Raw genomic sequence first — 15137 nt, forward strand, 5'->3', positions numbered from 1 at the left:
CGATGAACGACCATAACCCCGTGGGGCTCGGGGCCGTGGCTGCGCCACTGTCAAGCCTGCGCTCGCAGGCGCAAGCCAGGTGGCGCCGATGGCGCGGTGTCTTCAACCTCAATGACCCGCGCTGGGGCCGCGGCGACGATCCATCCCCCCCTGAAGAGCCGCGCCGCCCGCGCGGCCAAGGCGCCCAGCCCCCGGATCTGGATGAGCTCTGGCGCGATTTCAACCGCAAGTTGGGCAGCCTTTTCGGCGGTCGCGGCGGGCGCGGGCAGGGCGGTGACGGCGATCGAGGCGGGTGGGGGGAAGGCGGGCCGCGCCGCCCCGACCCGAAGGGCGCTGGCATCGGCGTCGGTCTCATCGCCGGCGTGGCGGTGCTGATCTGGCTTGGCACCGGTTTTTTCGTCGTGCAGGAAGGCCAGCAGGCCGTCATCACCCAGTTTGGTCGTTACCACAGCACGGTGGGCGCCGGCTTCAACTGGCGGCTGCCGTACCCGATCCAGCGTCACGAGACGGTGTTCGTGACGCAGATTCGCTCCGTGGATATCGGGCGGGACGCCATCGTGCGCGCCACCGGGCTGCGCGAGTCGGCCATGCTGACCGAGGACGAGAACATCGTCGAAATCAAGTTTGCGGTGCAATACCGCTTAAGCGACGCGCGCGCCTACCTGTTCAACAGCCGCGACCCGGACGCCGCCGTCGTCAAGGCGGCGGAGACGGCGGTGCGCGAGGTGGTCGGCAAGATGAAGATGGATGCGGCGCTGGCGGAGGAGCGTGAGCAGATCGCCCCGCGCGTGCGCACGCTGATGCAGACCATCCTGGATCGCTACAACGTCGGCATTGAGATCGTCGGCATCAACCTGCAGGCCGGCGGCGTGCGCCCGCCGGAGCAGGTGCAGGCCGCCTTTGACGACGTGCTCAAGGCCGGCCAGGAACGCGAGCGCGCCAAGAACGAGGCCGAGGCTTACGCCAACGACGTCGTGCCGCGCGCGCGCGGTGCGGCGTCACGCTTGTTGGAGGAAGCCGAGGGCTACAAAGCCCGCATCATCGCCCAGGCGCAGGGTGATGCGCAGCGCTTTGCGCTGGTGCAGGCGGAGTATGCGAAGGCCCCGCAGGTCATGCGCGAGCGCATGTATCTGGAGACCATGCAGCAAATTTACGCCAACGTGACCAAGGTGCTGGTGGACACTCGCGCGCAGTCCAGCTTGCTGTATCTGCCGCTGGACAAGATCATGCAGCAGGTTAGCGCAGGCGAGGCGCCGTCGGCGGCGACGTTGCCGGCCTCACCGTCGGCTTCCGGCGCCGTGTCCCATTCCGCGGCGCGCGATGCCCGCACGCGTGACGACGGGCGCAGCCGTGAGCGCGAAAGTCGCTGATCCGCTTGGAGCGCAGCCATGACCAACCGCATGGGTTTTTTTGTTTCGTCGTTGCTGGTCTTGCTGGCGGTGCTCAGCTCCACGATGTTCGTGGTCGATCAGCGCCAATATGGGGTGGTGTTTCAATTTGGCCAAATTCGCCGGGTGGTCACCGAGCCGGGCCTCAACTTCAAGTTGCCGCCGCCATTCCAGAATGTCTCTTACATCGACAAGCGGCTGCTGACGCTGGAGAGCACCGACACCGAGCCGACGCTGACCGCTGAGAAGCAGCGCGTCGTCATCGACTGGTATGTGCGCTGGCGCATCTCCGACCCGTCGGCCTACATCCGCAATGTCGGGCTGGATGAGCGCGCCGGCGCGGCGCAGCTCAACCGCGTGGTGCGCAACGCTTTTCAGCAGGAGGTCAACAAGCGCACGTTGCGCGAGCTGCTGTCCACCAAGCGCGAGGAACTGATGGCCGCGGTGCAGCGCGAGGTGCTGGCGGCGGTGCGCGGCGCTGAGAAGCCCTGGGGGATCGACGTGGTGGATGTGCGCATCTCGCGCATCGACTACGCCGAGTCGATCACGCGCTCCGTTTATGACCGCATGGAGGCCGAGCGCAAGCGCGTGGCCAACGAGCTGCGCTCCACCGGCTTTGCTGAGGGCGAAAAAATCCGTGCGGAGGCCGACCGCCAGCGCGAGGTGATTTTGGCCGAAGCCTACCGGCAGGCGCAAAAAATCAAGGGCGAGGGCGATGCCGAGGCGGCGCGCATCTACAACCAAGCCTTCGGGCGCGACCCGGCCTTTGCGCAGTTTTATCGCAGCCTGGAAGCTTACAAAGCGAGCTTCAATGGCAAAGGCGATGTGCTGGTGATCGACCCTTCCTCCGAGTTTTTCAAGGCGTTCAAGGGCTCGAGCGCAGCCGGGGGGGGCGGCGCTGGACGATAGGCTCTGCGGGCAGCTCGCGCCGCGCCTTGTCCTGCTGGCGAGCTTGCAGGGCATAGAATCGCCGACTTTGTTGTGTTGCTTGCGTGTCCACGATGTCCGCCTGGCTGCTGCCGGATCAAATTGCCGATGTGTTGCCTTCCGAGGCGCGTCACCTGGAGGAGCTGCGCCGAACGCTGCTGGAGGCGGCGCGCCGCTACGGCTACGAGCTCGTCATCCCGCCGCTGTTGGAGTATCTGGAGTCGCTGCTGACCGGCACCGGCGAGGCGCTGGAGCTGCAGACCTTCAAGTTGGTGGATCAGCTGTCCGGTCGCATGTTGGGCTTGCGCGCCGACACCACGCCGCAGGTGGCGCGCATCGACGCTCACCTGCTCAACCGCCAGGGGGTCACGCGCCTGTGCTACTGCGGCCCGGTGCTGCACACGCGCGCCGGCGGCGTGCATGGCACGCGCGAGCCGTTGCAATTTGGTGCGGAGATCTATGGCCATGCCGGGCGCGAGGCCGAGCTCGAAATCCTGGAGCTGGCGCTGGATGCGCTGGGTGGCGCCGGGTTGGCGCACTTGCAGGTGGATTTGGGCGATGTGCGCGTGGTGCAAGCTGTGTTGGAGGGTTGCGCCTTGCCCGCGGCGCGAGTGACGGCGTTGCACCATGCCTTGGCCGCCAAGGACGTCGCCACGCTCGATGCCCTGACCCATGAATTGCCCCGCGCGGTGCGGGACGCTTTGCGCGCGTTGCCGCAATTGTGGGGCGACGTGGAGGTGCTGGCCGAGGCTGCCTGCCGCTTGCCTTCCAACCCGGCGTTGGAGGCGGCCTTGGACGATTTGCGCTGGCTGCACGACCGGTTGCGCGAGCTGGAAACACCGCCGCGCGTCACGTTTGATCTGGCGGATTTGCGCGGCTACGCCTACTACACCGGGGTGCGCTTCTCGGTGCTGGGCGGGGCGCAAGGGCGATGCGAAGTCGCGCGCGGCGGGCGCTACGACGCAGTGGGCGCGGCTTTCGGGCGCCAACGTCCGGCGGTGGGCTTCAGCCTCGACGTCAAGTCGCTGGTTGGCTTGGTGCCCGCTGCCCCCCTGCGCGCCGCCATCCGCGCGCCGTGGCGGCATGACGACCGTGCGCTGCGCGCCACCGTGGCGGCGTTGCGCGCGCAGGGCGAAACGGTGGTCTGCGTGCTGCCGGGCCACGAGCACGAGGTGGACGAGTTCGCCTGCGACCGCGAGCTGGTGCTGCGCGCCGGCGCCTGGGTCGTGCAGCCGCTGGCGGCGCCGTGACGCCGCGCCGTGGCACCCCCCCTGATGAATGGCCGCTGGCCGCCTGGGACGGACACGAGTGATGACGAACCGAGCTTTTCAGCCCCAGCCGGGGCGCAACGTGGTGGTGGTCGGCACCCAGTGGGGTGACGAGGGCAAGGGCAAGCTGGTCGATTGGCTGACCGAGACCGCGCACGGCGTGGTGCGTTTCCAGGGCGGCCACAACGCCGGCCACACGCTGGTCATTGGCGGCGTCAAGACCGCGCTGCACCTGATCCCGAGCGGCATCATGCGCCCGGGCGTGAAGTGCTACATCGGCAATGGCGTGGTGCTGTCGCCAGCCAAGCTGCTGGAGGAGATCGAAGGGCTGGAGCGTGCGGGCGTCGAGGTGCGCAGTCGCCTGCGCATCAGCGAAGCCTGCCCGCTGATCCTGCCGTTCCATGCGGCGCTGGACGTGGCGCGCGAGGCCGCCAAGGAAAAGGCTGGCGCGGCCAAGATCGGCACCACCGGCCGCGGCATCGGCCCGGCTTACGAGGACAAGGTGGCGCGCCGCGCGCTGCGCGTGCAGGACCTGCGCTACCCCGAGCGCTTCGCCGAGCGGCTGCGCGAGCTGCTGGAGCTGCACAACCACGTGCTGGTGACGTTGCTCGGCTCCGAAAGCCTGGAGTGGAGCCCGGCGCTGGCACCCTACATCGAGCGCGGACGCGTGCGCTTCGAGCCGGTCTATGAGGAAGCGATGCGCCAGGCCGAGCAGCTGCTGCCGATGGTGGCCGACGTCTCGCGCGAGCTCAACGACGCGCACCGCGCCGGCGCCAACCTGCTGTTCGAGGGCGCGCAGGGCACACTCCTGGACATCGACCACGGCACTTACCCGTTCGTGACCTCCAGCAACTGCGTGGCCGGCAACGCCGCCGCCGGCTCCGGCGTCGGCCCGGGGCTGTTGCACTACGTGCTCGGCATCACCAAGGCGTACTGCACGCGCGTCGGCGGCGGGCCGTTTCCGACCGAACTCGACTGGCAGACCGAGGGCACGCCCGGCTGGCACATGGCCACCGTCGGCGCCGAGAAGGGCACCACCACGGGACGTGCGCGCCGCTGCGGCTGGTTCGACGCCGCGCTGTTGAAGCGCTCGGCGCAGGTCAACGGCCTGTCGGGCCTGTGCATCACCAAGCTGGACGTGCTGGATGGCCTGCCGGAGCTCAAGCTCTGCGTCGGCTACCGTCTGGACGGGCGCGAGATCGACCTGCTGCCGCTCGGGGCGGACGAGATCGCGCGCTGCGAGCCGATCTACGAGACCCTGCCGGGCTGGAGCGAGCCCACCGCCGGCATCACCCGCTACGAGGACCTGCCGGCCAACGCGCGCCGCTATCTGGAGCGCATCGAGGCCGCCATCGGCGTGCCGATCCACGTCATCTCGACAAGCCCGGATCGCGACCATACCATCCTGCTGCGGCACCCCTTCGCCGCCTGATCCTCGGCCCGCGCCGCGAAAGGCCTCCGCCATGCTGACCGAAGACGGCAAGCACCTGTACGTTTCTTACGAGGAATACCACAACCTGATCGAAAAGCTTGCGCTCAAGATTCATCTTTCGGGTTGGGATTTCGACACCATTCTGTGCCTGGCGCGCGGCGGCATGCGCCCCGGCGACATCCTCAGCCGCATCTTCGACAAGCCGCTGGCGATCATGTCCACCAGCTCCTACCGCGCGGGCGGCGGCACGGTGCGCGGCCAGCTGGACATCGCGCGCTACATCACCACGCCCAAGGGGGAGATCGCCGGCCGCGTGCTGCTGGTCGATGACCTGGCCGACTCCGGCCATACGCTGAAGGCGGTGGTGGAGCTGCTGCGCACCCACTACGCGCCGATCACCGAGCTGCGCACCGCCGTCATCTGGACCAAGGCGGTGTCGATCTTCACGCCGGACTACTCGGTCGAATACCTGCCGACCAACCCCTGGATCCACCAGCCGTTCGAGTGCTACGACAACCTGCGGCCCGAGCAGCTGCTGGCCAAATGGAAGGTCTGAGCACCCGCCTGATCCACCACCCGTACCGCGCGCCGGACGGCTTCGACGCTGCGCCGGTGGCGGTGCACAAGGCTTCCACCGTCTTTTTCCCGAACGTGGCGGCGCTGCGCACGCGGCGCTGGCAGGACAAGAGCGGCTACACCTACGGCCTGCACGGCACGCCCACCACCTTCACGCTGGAGGAGCGGCTGGCCACCCTGGAGGGCGCGCGCCACTGCGTGCTGGCGCCCAGCGGCCTGGCCGCGATCGCGCTGGTGGACTTGGCGCTGCTGCGCGCCGGCGACGAGGTGCTGATCCCCGACCACGCCTACGGCCCGAACCTGGCGCTGGCGCAGCACGAGCTGGCCGGCTGGGGCATCACGCACCGCATCTACGACCCGATGGATCCGGCCGACCTGGCCGCTTCGATCGGCGAGCGCACGCGCCTGGTGTGGCTGGAGGCCGCCGGCTCGGTGACGCTGGAGTTTCCGGACGTGCCGGCGCTGGTGGAGGTGGTGCGCCGCGCCAACGCTGGGCGCACGCGCCCCATCGTCACCGCGCTGGACGACACCTGGGGCGCCGGCGTGGCCTACCAGCCGTTCGATTGGGGCGTGGACGTGACGATGCAGGCGCTGACCAAATACGCCAGCGGCGGCGCCGACGTGCTGATGGGGGCGGTGTGCACGCGCGACGAGGCGCTGCACCACGCGCTGCTGATGACGCACATGCGGCTGGGGCTGGGTGTCGGCGCCAACGACGCCGAAGCCGTGCTGCGCGGGCTGCCGAGCCTGGAGCTGCGCTACCGCGCGCAGGACGAACGCTGCCGCACGCTGGCGCAGTGGCTGGCGCGGCAGCCGCGCGTGGCGCGCGTGCTGCACCCGGCGCTGCCCGGCTCGCCCGGCCACGAGCACTGGCGGCGCCTGGCGCGGGGGGCGGCGGCGCTGCTGACCGTGGTCTTCGAGCCGGACGTGGCGCCGCAGCGCGTCGACGCCTTCTGCGACGCGCTGCGGCTGTTTCGCCTTGGCTACAGCTGGGCGGGGCCGGTCAGCCTGTGCATGCCGTACGACATCCCCGCCATGCGCCAGCGCCCATGGCCGCACGCGCCGCGCGTGGTGCGGCTGGCGATCGGATTGGAGGACGTAGAGGATTTGCGCCAGGACTTGGCCCAAGCTTGGCGAAAGCTTGGATGACGTGGCGGAAAACAAACCAGGGGAAGGGCTCCTGCCTGGCGATCCCATCGCTGGTTGGGCCTCTTGGCTGAAGCCCAGCCATCCCAACTCGAGGCTTCTTGTCAGGTTGCAGACGTGCGACTGCGTGAGGGGCCTATATCCCTGTTTGGAGAAGCAGTCCCCTGATGACGATTGTGGCAGCCCAATTTTCCGCCATCATGCAGGCGTCAGAAAGAGGCAGCCGGTTGTCTCGCAGCCGGCTGAGACCGATGTCCCGTCTTGTAGAGAGTCGCCAGCCGGTCGCAGTGCGCACAGCCGGTAAGCAAAACGTGCCGTGAGCCCGCATCAGAGGCGAGGATTGATCAGGCCTTCTCAAACCGCGCAGCCTACCCCTCGGACACGAAAAAACCCGCTGACGGCGGGCTTGGATGAGGGAGTGCGGTTGGCTCCCCGACCTGGGCTCGAACCAGGGACCTACGGATTAACAGTCCGGCGCTCTACCGACTGAGCTATCGGGGAACGGACAGCCCTGCATTATAGCCGCTGCGCAGGGCCTGCCAACGTTGCATCAGCTCGCGCGCTGTGGCCTCGGGGTCGGCGGCTTGCACCAGCGCACGCACCACGGCGAAGGAGCCGACGCCGCTTGCGGCCACCTCCGGCAGCTGCTCCAGCCCGATGCCGCCGATGGCCACCGTCGGCACCGCCCGCGCGAGCCGAGCGTAGGCGCGCAGCCGCCCCGGGCCCTGCGGGGCGGTCGGCATGGCCTTCAGCGTCGTCGGGTAAACCGCGCCGAGCGCAAGGTAGCTCGGCCCCAGTCGCCAGGCGCGCACCATCTCGGCGTAGCCGTGTGTGCTGATGCCCAGCCGCAAGCCGCTTTCGCGCAGCTCGGCGATGTCGTCAGGCGTGAGCGCCTGCAGGTCTTCCTGGCCCAGGTGCACGCCGTAGGCGCCGGCCTGTAGCGCCGCGCGCCAATGGTCGTTGATGAACAGGCGCGCGGGCGTGCCCTGCACGGCGCGCACCGCGGCTTCCACCTCCGCGGCGATGCGGGCCGGGTCGTGGTGCTTGAAGCGCAGCTGCAGCGTCGGCACACCGGCAGCGGCCATGCGCGCCACCCAGGCGGCGTCGGGCAGCACGGCATAGAGGCCCAGTTCGTGCGGACAGGGCGCAAACGGCTGTGGGTGCGCCGTCAGGCCGAAGTCGTCCACCGCTTCATCCGGCCAGTCACGCGGGTCAAAGCCCAGGCGCGCGGCGCGCCGCACCCAGGCGCTGGCCAGCACCGCGGCGTCGTCCGGCACGAAGCCTAGGCGCCGCGCGGCGGCGTAGGTGACGGCGTAGATGCTGCCGTCGGCGGCGTGCGCGTCCGGGGCTGCGTCGCGTTCGATGGCCTTGTCGGCGTGGGCGGCGACCAGCGCGGCCACCGCCGCTTCAGGGTTGGCAACGGTTGGATGACGCGGCATGGGGTTTGGGGCTTGGATCGATCAGGTCTGGTGCCAAAACGGGGTGCCGAGCACCGGCGTGCTGGGTTGGGCAGCGATTTGCGGCTCGATCGCGCCAGCACGGTAAGCTGCGCGGCCCGCCGCCACGGCGTCGGCGAACGCGCCGGCCATGGCCACCGGGTCGCGCGCCAGCGCCACCGCGGTGTTGAGCAGCACGGCATCAAACCCCCACTCCATCACCTGACAGGCGTGCGAGGGCCGCCCGAGGCCGGCGTCGATGATCAGCGGCACGTCCGGCAGCCGCTCGCGCAGCAGCCGCAGAGCGTAAGGATTGACTGGGCCTTGCCCGGTGCCGATCGGCGCCGCCCACGGCATCAACGCCTGGCAACCTGCATCCAGCAGGCGCTGGCCCAGCACCAAGTCCTCGGTGCAATAGGGCAGCACTTTGAAGCCGCGGCGCACCAGCTCGGCGGCGGCGGCGGGCAGCTGCAGCGTATCAGGCTGCAGCGTGTAGTCGTCGCCGATCAGCTCCAGCTTGATCCAGTCGGTGGCGAAGACCTCGCGCGCCATCTCGGCGGTGGTGATGACCTCCTGCACGCTGTGGCAGCCGGCGGTGTTGGGCAGCACCGGGATGGCCAGCCGCTGCAGCAGCTGCCAGAAGCCGTGGCTGGCGTCGGCCCCAAGCGCCCCGTGGCGGCGCAGCGAGGCGGTCAGCATGCAGGGGCGCGCGCGGCGCACCGCCTGCTCCAGCACGGCGGGGGAGGGGTAGCGGGAGGTGCCCAGCATCAAGCGGGAGCCGAAGGGCTGCCCGTACAGCGTCAGCGCATCGTCGTCGTTGGTATCGGTCATGGCGGGGTCAGCCCCCGGTGATCGGGGTGATGATTTCGAGGCGGTCCCCTTCGCGCAGGGGGATGGCGGCGTATTGTGCCCGTGGCACGAACTGCAGGTTCAGCGCCACGGCAAAGGGCGGGCGCAGGTTCAGCTCGCGCTCGGCGCACGCCACCGCGTCGGCCACGGTGGCACCGTCGGGCAGCGGCAGCGGGCGGCCGTTGAGTTCCACGTTCATGCCGGTTGCTCGGCGGCGCACTCGTGCCCCGCGAAGGTCAGGCCCAGCCGCCCGGCCAGCGTGCGCGTGCCGTGCTGGATGAATTCCACGACGGCGTCGTGCACCGCCGGGGCGATCAGGTAGCCGTGGCGGTAGAGGCCATTGATCTGCATTGCGCGTGGGCCGGCCAGCCGCACCGCCGGCAGGTTGTCCGGCAGGGTCGGGCGGCACTCGGCGTTGAGCTCCAGGATGCGCGCCTCGGCAAAGCCGGGGTGCACGGCGTAGGCGGCGCTGAGCAGCTCCAGCGTCGAGCGCACGCTCGCGGGCGAGCGGTCGTCGGCCTCGATCTCGGTGGCACCGATGACGAACAGGTGGTGTTCCTTGGGCGCGATGTAGATCGGGTAGCGCGGGTGCAGCAGCCGCGTGGGGCGCTGCAGCGTCACGTCCGGCGCGTGCAGGCGCACGACTTCGCCGCGCACGCCGCGCAGCGGACCGGCGCCGGGGGCGGCGTCGCGCGGCCATTCGTCACGTGCGCCCAGGCCCCGGCAGTCCAGCACCCAGGCGCCGGGGTGGTCGCGCTGCCACGCCTGCGCCTGCGTCAGCGTCATCGCTCGGTCCCAGTGGATCGGCACGCCGCGCTGGTGCAGTTCCGCGAGCAGCGCTTGCAACAGCTGGCGGCCATCGAGCTGGCCTTCGTCCGGCAGATACAGCCCCTGCGCGAAGCGGCCCGCCACCGCCGGCTCGCGCTCCGCGAGCGCGGCCGCATCCAGCGGCTGCGGCGTCGGCAGATCCGGCAGGCGCGCCGCGGTGTCGCGCAGCAGCGCCTCGAAGCGGGTGGCCTCGCGCGCATCCTGCCGGTGCCACAGGATCAGCGTGCCGTTTTGCTGAAAAAACACCGGCGTCGGCAGGCTCGCACACAGCTCGCGCCAGCGTGGCAGCGCGTAGCGGCCCATCGCGACGACGTTGGGCTCGGTAACCGCCGATTCCGCCAGCGGCGCCAGCATCGCCGCGGCCACGCGGGCGGCGCCGCCGGCTTGCTGCGCGTCGGCGGCGGCCTCGGCCACTTCCACGCGCCAGCCGGCGCGCGCCAGCGTCACGGCCAGCATCCGGCCCAGCAGGCCAGCTCCCAGGATCAGCACGGTGTTGGCAGCAGGCATAACCCTGATCGTAACCCAGCCCTGCCGCCGTATGATTTGACCTATGTCGCACCTCGACGAGCTGGCTCACCCCCAACCCTGGCGCTACGCGCGTGTGCTGTCAATCGCCGGCAGCGACTCCGGCGGTGGCGCCGGCATCCAGGCCGACCTGAAGACCATCGCGGCGCTGGGCTGCTACGGCATGACGGCGATCACGGCGTTGACGGCGCAGAACACGCTGGGCGTGCGTGCGATCCACCCGGTGCCGGCCTCGTTCCTGAAGGAGCAGATCGCCGCGGTGGTGGAGGATATCGGGGTGGACGCGGTCAAGATCGGCATGCTGCACGCGTCCGACATCGTCGAGGCGGTGGCCTGGGCGATCGACACCTACCGGCTGCCCCACGTCGTGCTCGACCCGGTGATGGTGGCCACCAGCGGCGACACGTTGATCGAGCCGGCCACGATCGAGCGGTTGGTGGCGGAGCTGTTCCCGCGCGCGGCGCTGGTGACGCCCAACCTCGATGAGGCCGGGCTGTTGCTCGGCCGCGCGCTGACCGAGGAGGCGCAGTTGGAGGCCGCGGCCGCCGAGCTGCTGGGCCGCGGGGCGCGTGCGGTGCTGATCAAGGGCGGGCATCTGCGCGGCGAGGTCGTCACCGACCTGCTGGCGCTGGCCGGCGAGCCACCCGCCTACTGGACGTGGTTGCGCGGCGAGCGCATCGCCAGCCCCAATTTGCACGGCACCGGCTGCACGCTGTCGTCGGCGATCGCCGCGTTCCTGGCGCTGGGGCAGACGCTGGAGGAAGCGGTGCAGTCCGCGCATGGCTGGGTGCGCGGGGCGCTGCAGGCCGGCGCGCACGTGCGCACCGGGCAGGGCAGCGGCCCGCTGAACCACGGCTGGGCGCCGGCGCCGATGCGGCTGCTGCGCTGACGGCCTGGCGGTCCGTCCGCGGCGCCCTCAGCCCACCCCGCGCAACAGGGCCAGCAGGCGCGGGCTGGTGGTCGTGTACTCCAGCGGCACCGGCCCGCCGCGCAGGCGCTCGGCGATCGCGAAGGCCGCCAGGGTCGCCTCGTGGAACGCGCAGACGACCAGCTTGCGTTTGCCGGGGTAGTGGACGATGTCGCCGACCGCATGGATGCCGGGGCGGGAGGTCTGCAGGGTGGCGGCATCCACCACCAGATGCTTGCGCTCCAGCGCCAGCCCCCAATCGGCGATGGGCCCGAGGCGCGGGTGCAGCCCGAGCCGCGGCAGCAGCAGATCCAGCGGCAGCGTGAAGCGCTCGTCGCGCGCGGTGGCGATGTCCAGCGCCTGCAGCGTGCCATCGTCCGCAGCCAGCGCCGCGATCGGCTGGCCCAGGCACAGCCGGACGCCACCGGCGCCGAGGGCCGACTGCAGCTGCTCGTCCAGCGCAGCGTCGATGGCGAAGCGGTCGGTGCGGTGCAGCAGCGTGACGCGCGCGGCACCGCCCTGCGCCAGCCGCAGCGCCAGGCGCACCGCGGCCTCGCCGCCGCCGGCGACCACGACCTCGCGGTCCAGCCACGCGCCGTCCGGCGGATCGCGGTGAAACACCTGCCGGCCTTCCCACGCCTGCAGCCCCGGCACTGGCAGCGTGCGTGGCAGAAAGGCGCCGACCCCGGCGGCGATGACGACCGCGCGGGCCGTAAGCACAAGCCCGCCGTCGGTGCCGAGCCGCCAGCGCGGGGCGGCCTGCGGGTCGTCTCCTTCGATCGGTTGCAGGGAGGTGACGACCTGCCCCAGGTGCAGCGGCACGTTCAGCGGCGCCAGCTGCTGCAGCAGTCGCTGCGTCAGCTCGTGCGCCGCCAGCGCTGGCGCGGCCGGCACGTCGTAGATCGGCTTGTCCGGGTACAGCTCAGCGCACTGCCCGCCGGCGTGCGGCAGGCTGTCCAGCACGTGCGTGCGCAGCTCCTGCAGGCCGAGCTGGAACGCCGCCCACAGCCCGGCCGGCCCGGCGCCGATGACGGCGACGTCGGTGTCGATGGCGGTGTGCGCAGCGCCCATCGGGTGGCGGTCAGCGCTGCAGCAGGTGCAGCTTGCCGGTCATGTCCTTGTATTTGTCGGCGTCGGGCAGCGGCGCTTTGCGCTTGGTGATGCTCTTCCAGGTCGGCAGCTTGGCCAGCTCGGCGTTGAGGGCAATCATGTGTTGCTGGTCGCGCGGCACGTCTTCCTCGGCGTAGATGGCGCCGACCGGGCACTCGGGGATGCAGACGGCGCAGTCGATGCATTCATCCGGATCGATGGCCAGGAAGTTGGGGCCCTCGCGGAAGCAGTCCACCGGGCAGACATCAACGCAGTCGGTGTATTTGCAAGCGATGCAGGCTTCGGTGACGACGTGGGTCATGGTGTGGAGTTCCTTCAACGGGCCGCTGCCGCGCAGGTTCGCACGGGGCGCCGCCTAGCATGGGTGGTGAATTGTAGGCTTGACCGGTGTGGCCATGGCCGCATGAGGCCATCCAGCCCAGGGGCTTACCCAGCAGAAGCCGGCTCGATCGACGTCGCCGGCACGCTCCAACGTCGCGCCAGCAGTTTTTCCGCTAAAACGGACTCCAGCGGCCATGGCTCGCCATGCAATTCAGCCGCCAGCACCTCGCCGGTCAGCGCCGACAGCGTCAAACCTCGCGCGCCCAGCCCGGTCAGGATGTGCAGACCCGGCAAGCGCTGCGGATCCACCGCCCCGACCGCGGGAAAGCGATCGGGCAGCGTGCAGCGCACGCCAGCCCAGGCTTGGGCTTGTGGCCAATGCGGCGCGAGTTGGTTTGCGATCTTGGGCAGCAGGCGTTGCAGCTTGGCGAAATTGGCGGCGTGCTCCTCGGCGGTGGGGACGGTGTCGGTGCGGCCACGCACAAAGGTCGAGCCCATGCACCAGATCGGTTCGCCCTGCGGGCCGGCCGGCACGCCAGCCACCAGCGAGCCATGGCCGTTGACCGGCCACGCCGGCAGCGCCGCGCCGATGTGGGGGGGCAGATCGGCCATGGGCGCCCAGGCGACTTGGCCGCGCAGCGCGTGCAGCGGGACGTCCGCGCCGAGCGTCCGCAGCAGGGCGCGCGTGGCAGGGCCAGCCGCCAGCACGACGAGGTCGGCCTCCAGCAGCGGCGCGTCTGCAATCCCAAGAAGCCGCCAGCCACCGGATGGCATCGGTAGCAGTGCCGTCACCTCCGCGCCGCCGCGCCACGCGGCGTCCGCAGCCGCCAGCTGCGCCTGCACCAGCCGCGCCGGGCGCAGCCAAGCGCCGGCAGCGTGCCACAGCGCCGACGCCTCAGGGGGCAGGCTGGCGGCGGCGCGCTCGCTGGGGGTGGCTGGGCGGCTCCAATCCTCGCCCCAGGGCTGCCATTGTTCAGCCGGCGGCAGGGCGTGTTTGTCTTCGACACGGTGCTCCAACACGCCGCTGGCGCCCCAGTCCAGGCCCTCGACGAGCAACGCTTGCACGCGCTGGCGCGCGAGCGCCAGTCCGGCGCGCGTCAGCCGCGACAGCGGCGCGTCGTCTGGGGAGGTGTGGGGCGCGAGCAAGCCCACCGGCAGTCCGGAGGCGCCGGCGGCAGGCTCCGCGGCGCGGTCCAGCACCGTAACGCGCCAGCCGCACCGCGCCAGGCTGTAGGCCGCCGCCGCGCCGGCCAGCCCGCCGCCGACCACCGCCGCGTGCCCGGCGCGTTCGCCCCACGGCAGCGGCGCGCGCAGTGGCCGTCGTGGCTCCCAGGGCGGGTCGAACACGGCGCGCAGGCATTCGCGCTTGGGCGGCAGGCCCGCGGCTTTGCTGACCCGGCAGCCGACGGCGGCGAGCCCGTCGCGCACCGCGCGCGCCACGCTCCAGGTCGCCAGCCGCGCGCCGCGGCGGCACGCCCGCACCGCCGCGCGCAGCACCTCGGGCGTCCACATTGCCGGGTTGCGCGCCGGGGCAAAGCCGTCGAGGAACACGCTGTCCACCGGCGCATCCAGCGCCGGCAGCCACCGCGCCGCTTCACCGACGCACAACGTCAGGTGCAGGGTTCGCGGCGCGCCATCCGGCCCGGCATCCGTCCACGTCCAGCGGTGCACGCCGGGCAGCAGTCCGCGCCAAGCGGCGGCCAGCCGCGCGGCCAACGGCTGCAGGGGCGCAAACGGCGCTGCGCTGCGCACGATGTCTTCGGCGTTGCAAGGGTGCGCCTCGATGCCGGTGTAGAACAGCGCCGGCGGGGCAGACGGATCGTCCCGCCAGACCTGCCACGTGGCCAGAAAGTTCAGGCCAAGCCCAAAACCGTTTTCCAGCACGTGCCAGCGCGCCGCGCCGGCCCACGCCGGTGGTTGGCCGTCATCGGGCAGCAGGCCGCAGCCGCGCAAGAAAACGTGGCGTGCCTGCGCCAGCCCGCCCAGCCCGTCGGTGCCGCGGGAGCGGTAGAGGTCGCCGTATAGAAGGCTGCGTGGCGTGCCGTCAGGCTGCCATTCAACGACGCCAACCACCTCAAGCGGCGCTGGGAGGCACGTAGCCGGGGGCGATGTCGGCGCCGTCGCCGAAAAAGTGCTTCTCCATCTGGCGGGCCAGATACTGCCGCGCTCGCGCGTCGGCCAAGTTCAGCCGGTGCTCGTTGACCAGCATGGTCTGGTGGCGCAGCCAGTCCTGCCACGCCTGCTTGCTGACGTTGTCGTAGATGCGTTTGCCCAGCTCGCCGGGGTAGGGCGGAAAATCCAAGCCCTCGGCTTCAATGCCGAGTTTGATGCATCGAACCATGCGCGCCATGGGGATCAACTCCTTGAATCTGCACGCCAAAGGGAATAACTGCCCAACATAACCTCAAGTGATATCGCTCGAGA

The 15137-nt window shown here is 70.7% G+C and carries 15 protein-coding genes and 1 tRNA gene; 7 read left to right on the forward strand and 9 right to left on the reverse strand.

Features of this window, described 5'->3' with window-relative positions; all coding sequences use genetic code 11:
• Positions 1-2: 2 nt before the first annotated feature.
• The 6 genes from hflK to Talka_RS01275 all read left to right on the forward strand — a co-directional run bounded on the left by hflK (position 3) and on the right by Talka_RS01275 (position 6740).
• Positions 3-1370, forward strand: a complete 1368-nt coding sequence (hflK, locus tag Talka_RS01250) for an FtsH protease activity modulator HflK (protein WP_143889211.1) — start codon at positions 3-5, stop codon at positions 1368-1370.
• Positions 1371-1388: 18 nt separating this feature from the next.
• Complete coding sequence (gene hflC / locus Talka_RS01255) at positions 1389-2297, forward strand: protease modulator HflC (protein ID WP_143889212.1); 909 nt, start codon at positions 1389-1391, stop codon at positions 2295-2297.
• 92 nt (positions 2298-2389) lie between these two features.
• The gene (locus Talka_RS01260; RefSeq protein WP_143889214.1) at positions 2390-3565 is read left to right on the forward strand and encodes an ATP phosphoribosyltransferase regulatory subunit; all 1176 of its coding nucleotides are present in this window, start codon (positions 2390-2392) and stop codon (positions 3563-3565) included.
• A 61-nt stretch (positions 3566-3626) separates the two neighbouring features.
• Positions 3627-5015 carry an adenylosuccinate synthase gene (locus Talka_RS01265; RefSeq protein WP_143889216.1) on the forward strand — a complete coding sequence of 463 codons (1389 nt, stop codon included), beginning with the start codon at positions 3627-3629 and terminating at the stop codon, positions 5013-5015.
• 31 nt (positions 5016-5046) lie between these two features.
• Positions 5047-5571 carry a phosphoribosyltransferase gene (locus tag Talka_RS01270; protein WP_143889218.1) on the forward strand — a complete coding sequence of 175 codons (525 nt, stop codon included), beginning with the start codon at positions 5047-5049 and terminating at the stop codon, positions 5569-5571.
• The gene (locus Talka_RS01275; RefSeq protein ID WP_143889220.1) at positions 5559-6740 is read left to right on the forward strand and encodes a PLP-dependent transferase; all 1182 of its coding nucleotides are present in this window, start codon (positions 5559-5561) and stop codon (positions 6738-6740) included. Before Talka_RS01270 ends, Talka_RS01275 begins: the two co-directional genes overlap by 13 nt.
• 422 nt (positions 6741-7162) lie before the next feature.
• Here Talka_RS01275 and Talka_RS01280 read toward each other — a convergent pair.
• The 5 genes from Talka_RS01280 to Talka_RS01300 form a co-directional block, all read right to left on the reverse strand.
• Positions 7163-7238, reverse strand: a tRNA-Asn gene (locus tag Talka_RS01280).
• Positions 7229-8176, reverse strand: coding sequence for a thiamine phosphate synthase (locus Talka_RS01285; RefSeq protein ID WP_143889222.1), 948 nt, complete (start codon positions 8174-8176; stop codon positions 7229-7231). Before Talka_RS01285 ends, Talka_RS01280 begins: the two co-directional genes overlap by 10 nt.
• A gap of 21 nt (positions 8177-8197) precedes the next feature.
• Positions 8198-9004 carry a thiazole synthase gene (locus tag Talka_RS01290; RefSeq protein ID WP_143889223.1) on the reverse strand — a complete coding sequence of 269 codons (807 nt, stop codon included), beginning with the start codon at positions 9002-9004 and terminating at the stop codon, positions 8198-8200.
• 7 nt (positions 9005-9011) lie between these two features.
• Positions 9012-9221 (reverse strand): sulfur carrier protein ThiS, encoded by a 210-nt coding sequence (gene thiS, locus Talka_RS01295; protein ID WP_143889225.1) that lies wholly within the window; start codon positions 9219-9221, stop codon positions 9012-9014.
• Positions 9218-10357 carry an FAD-dependent oxidoreductase gene (locus Talka_RS01300; protein ID WP_143889226.1) on the reverse strand — a complete coding sequence of 380 codons (1140 nt, stop codon included), beginning with the start codon at positions 10355-10357 and terminating at the stop codon, positions 9218-9220. The genes thiS and Talka_RS01300 overlap by 4 nt, the downstream gene beginning before the upstream one ends.
• 43 nt (positions 10358-10400) lie before the next feature.
• On the opposite strand from Talka_RS01300, the gene thiD reads away from it, so the two are divergent.
• The gene (thiD, locus tag Talka_RS01305; protein WP_143889228.1) at positions 10401-11264 is read left to right on the forward strand and encodes a bifunctional hydroxymethylpyrimidine kinase/phosphomethylpyrimidine kinase; all 864 of its coding nucleotides are present in this window, start codon (positions 10401-10403) and stop codon (positions 11262-11264) included.
• 27 nt (positions 11265-11291) lie between these two features.
• Here the strand turns inward: thiD and Talka_RS01310 are convergent, their stop codons facing one another.
• The 4 genes from Talka_RS01310 to Talka_RS01325 all read right to left on the reverse strand — a co-directional run bounded on the left by Talka_RS01310 (position 11292) and on the right by Talka_RS01325 (position 15063).
• Positions 11292-12353 (reverse strand): NAD(P)/FAD-dependent oxidoreductase, encoded by a 1062-nt coding sequence (locus Talka_RS01310; protein WP_143889230.1) that lies wholly within the window; start codon positions 12351-12353, stop codon positions 11292-11294.
• Between the two features lie 10 nt (positions 12354-12363).
• Positions 12364-12693 (reverse strand): ferredoxin FdxA, encoded by a 330-nt coding sequence (fdxA, locus tag Talka_RS01315; protein WP_143889232.1) that lies wholly within the window; start codon positions 12691-12693, stop codon positions 12364-12366.
• A 125-nt stretch (positions 12694-12818) separates the two neighbouring features.
• The gene (gene mnmC / locus Talka_RS01320) at positions 12819-14786 is read right to left on the reverse strand and encodes a bifunctional tRNA (5-methylaminomethyl-2-thiouridine)(34)-methyltransferase MnmC2/FAD-dependent 5-carboxymethylaminomethyl-2-thiouridine(34) oxidoreductase MnmC1 (protein WP_143889234.1); all 1968 of its coding nucleotides are present in this window, start codon (positions 14784-14786) and stop codon (positions 12819-12821) included.
• 1 nt (position 14787) lies between these two features.
• Positions 14788-15063 carry an oxidative damage protection protein gene (locus Talka_RS01325; RefSeq protein ID WP_143889236.1) on the reverse strand — a complete coding sequence of 92 codons (276 nt, stop codon included), beginning with the start codon at positions 15061-15063 and terminating at the stop codon, positions 14788-14790.
• Between the last annotated feature and the right edge of the window lie 74 nt (positions 15064-15137).

The organism is Tepidimonas alkaliphilus, assembly GCF_007556595.1.
GTDB lineage: Bacteria > Pseudomonadota > Gammaproteobacteria > Burkholderiales > Burkholderiaceae_C > Tepidimonas > Tepidimonas alkaliphila.

What these genes read in the sequence shown, in the direction of transcription:
- hflK (WP_143889211.1), top strand. Translation starts at nt 3, where the DNA reads ATGAACGACCATAACCCCGTGGGGCTCGGGGCCGTGGCTGCGCCACTG.
- hflC (WP_143889212.1), top strand. Translation starts at nt 1,389, where the DNA reads ATGACCAACCGCATGGGTTTTTTTGTTTCGTCGTTGCTGGTCTTGCTG.
- Talka_RS01260 (WP_143889214.1), top strand. Translation starts at nt 2,390, where the DNA reads ATGTCCGCCTGGCTGCTGCCGGATCAAATTGCCGATGTGTTGCCTTCC.
- Talka_RS01265 (WP_143889216.1), top strand. Translation starts at nt 3,627, where the DNA reads ATGACGAACCGAGCTTTTCAGCCCCAGCCGGGGCGCAACGTGGTGGTG.
- Talka_RS01270 (WP_143889218.1), top strand. Translation starts at nt 5,047, where the DNA reads ATGCTGACCGAAGACGGCAAGCACCTGTACGTTTCTTACGAGGAATAC.
- Talka_RS01275 (WP_143889220.1), top strand. Translation starts at nt 5,559, where the DNA reads ATGGAAGGTCTGAGCACCCGCCTGATCCACCACCCGTACCGCGCGCCG.
- Talka_RS01285 (WP_143889222.1), bottom strand. Translation starts at nt 8,176, where the DNA reads ATGCCGCGTCATCCAACCGTTGCCAACCCTGAAGCGGCGGTGGCCGCG.
- Talka_RS01290 (WP_143889223.1), bottom strand. Translation starts at nt 9,004, where the DNA reads ATGACCGATACCAACGACGACGATGCGCTGACGCTGTACGGGCAGCCC.
- thiS (WP_143889225.1), bottom strand. Translation starts at nt 9,221, where the DNA reads ATGAACGTGGAACTCAACGGCCGCCCGCTGCCGCTGCCCGACGGTGCC.
- Talka_RS01300 (WP_143889226.1), bottom strand. Translation starts at nt 10,357, where the DNA reads ATGCCTGCTGCCAACACCGTGCTGATCCTGGGAGCTGGCCTGCTGGGC.
- thiD (WP_143889228.1), top strand. Translation starts at nt 10,401, where the DNA reads ATGTCGCACCTCGACGAGCTGGCTCACCCCCAACCCTGGCGCTACGCG.
- Talka_RS01310 (WP_143889230.1), bottom strand. Translation starts at nt 12,353, where the DNA reads ATGGGCGCTGCGCACACCGCCATCGACACCGACGTCGCCGTCATCGGC.
- fdxA (WP_143889232.1), bottom strand. Translation starts at nt 12,693, where the DNA reads ATGACCCACGTCGTCACCGAAGCCTGCATCGCTTGCAAATACACCGAC.
- Talka_RS01325 (WP_143889236.1), bottom strand. Translation starts at nt 15,063, where the DNA reads ATGGCGCGCATGGTTCGATGCATCAAACTCGGCATTGAAGCCGAGGGC.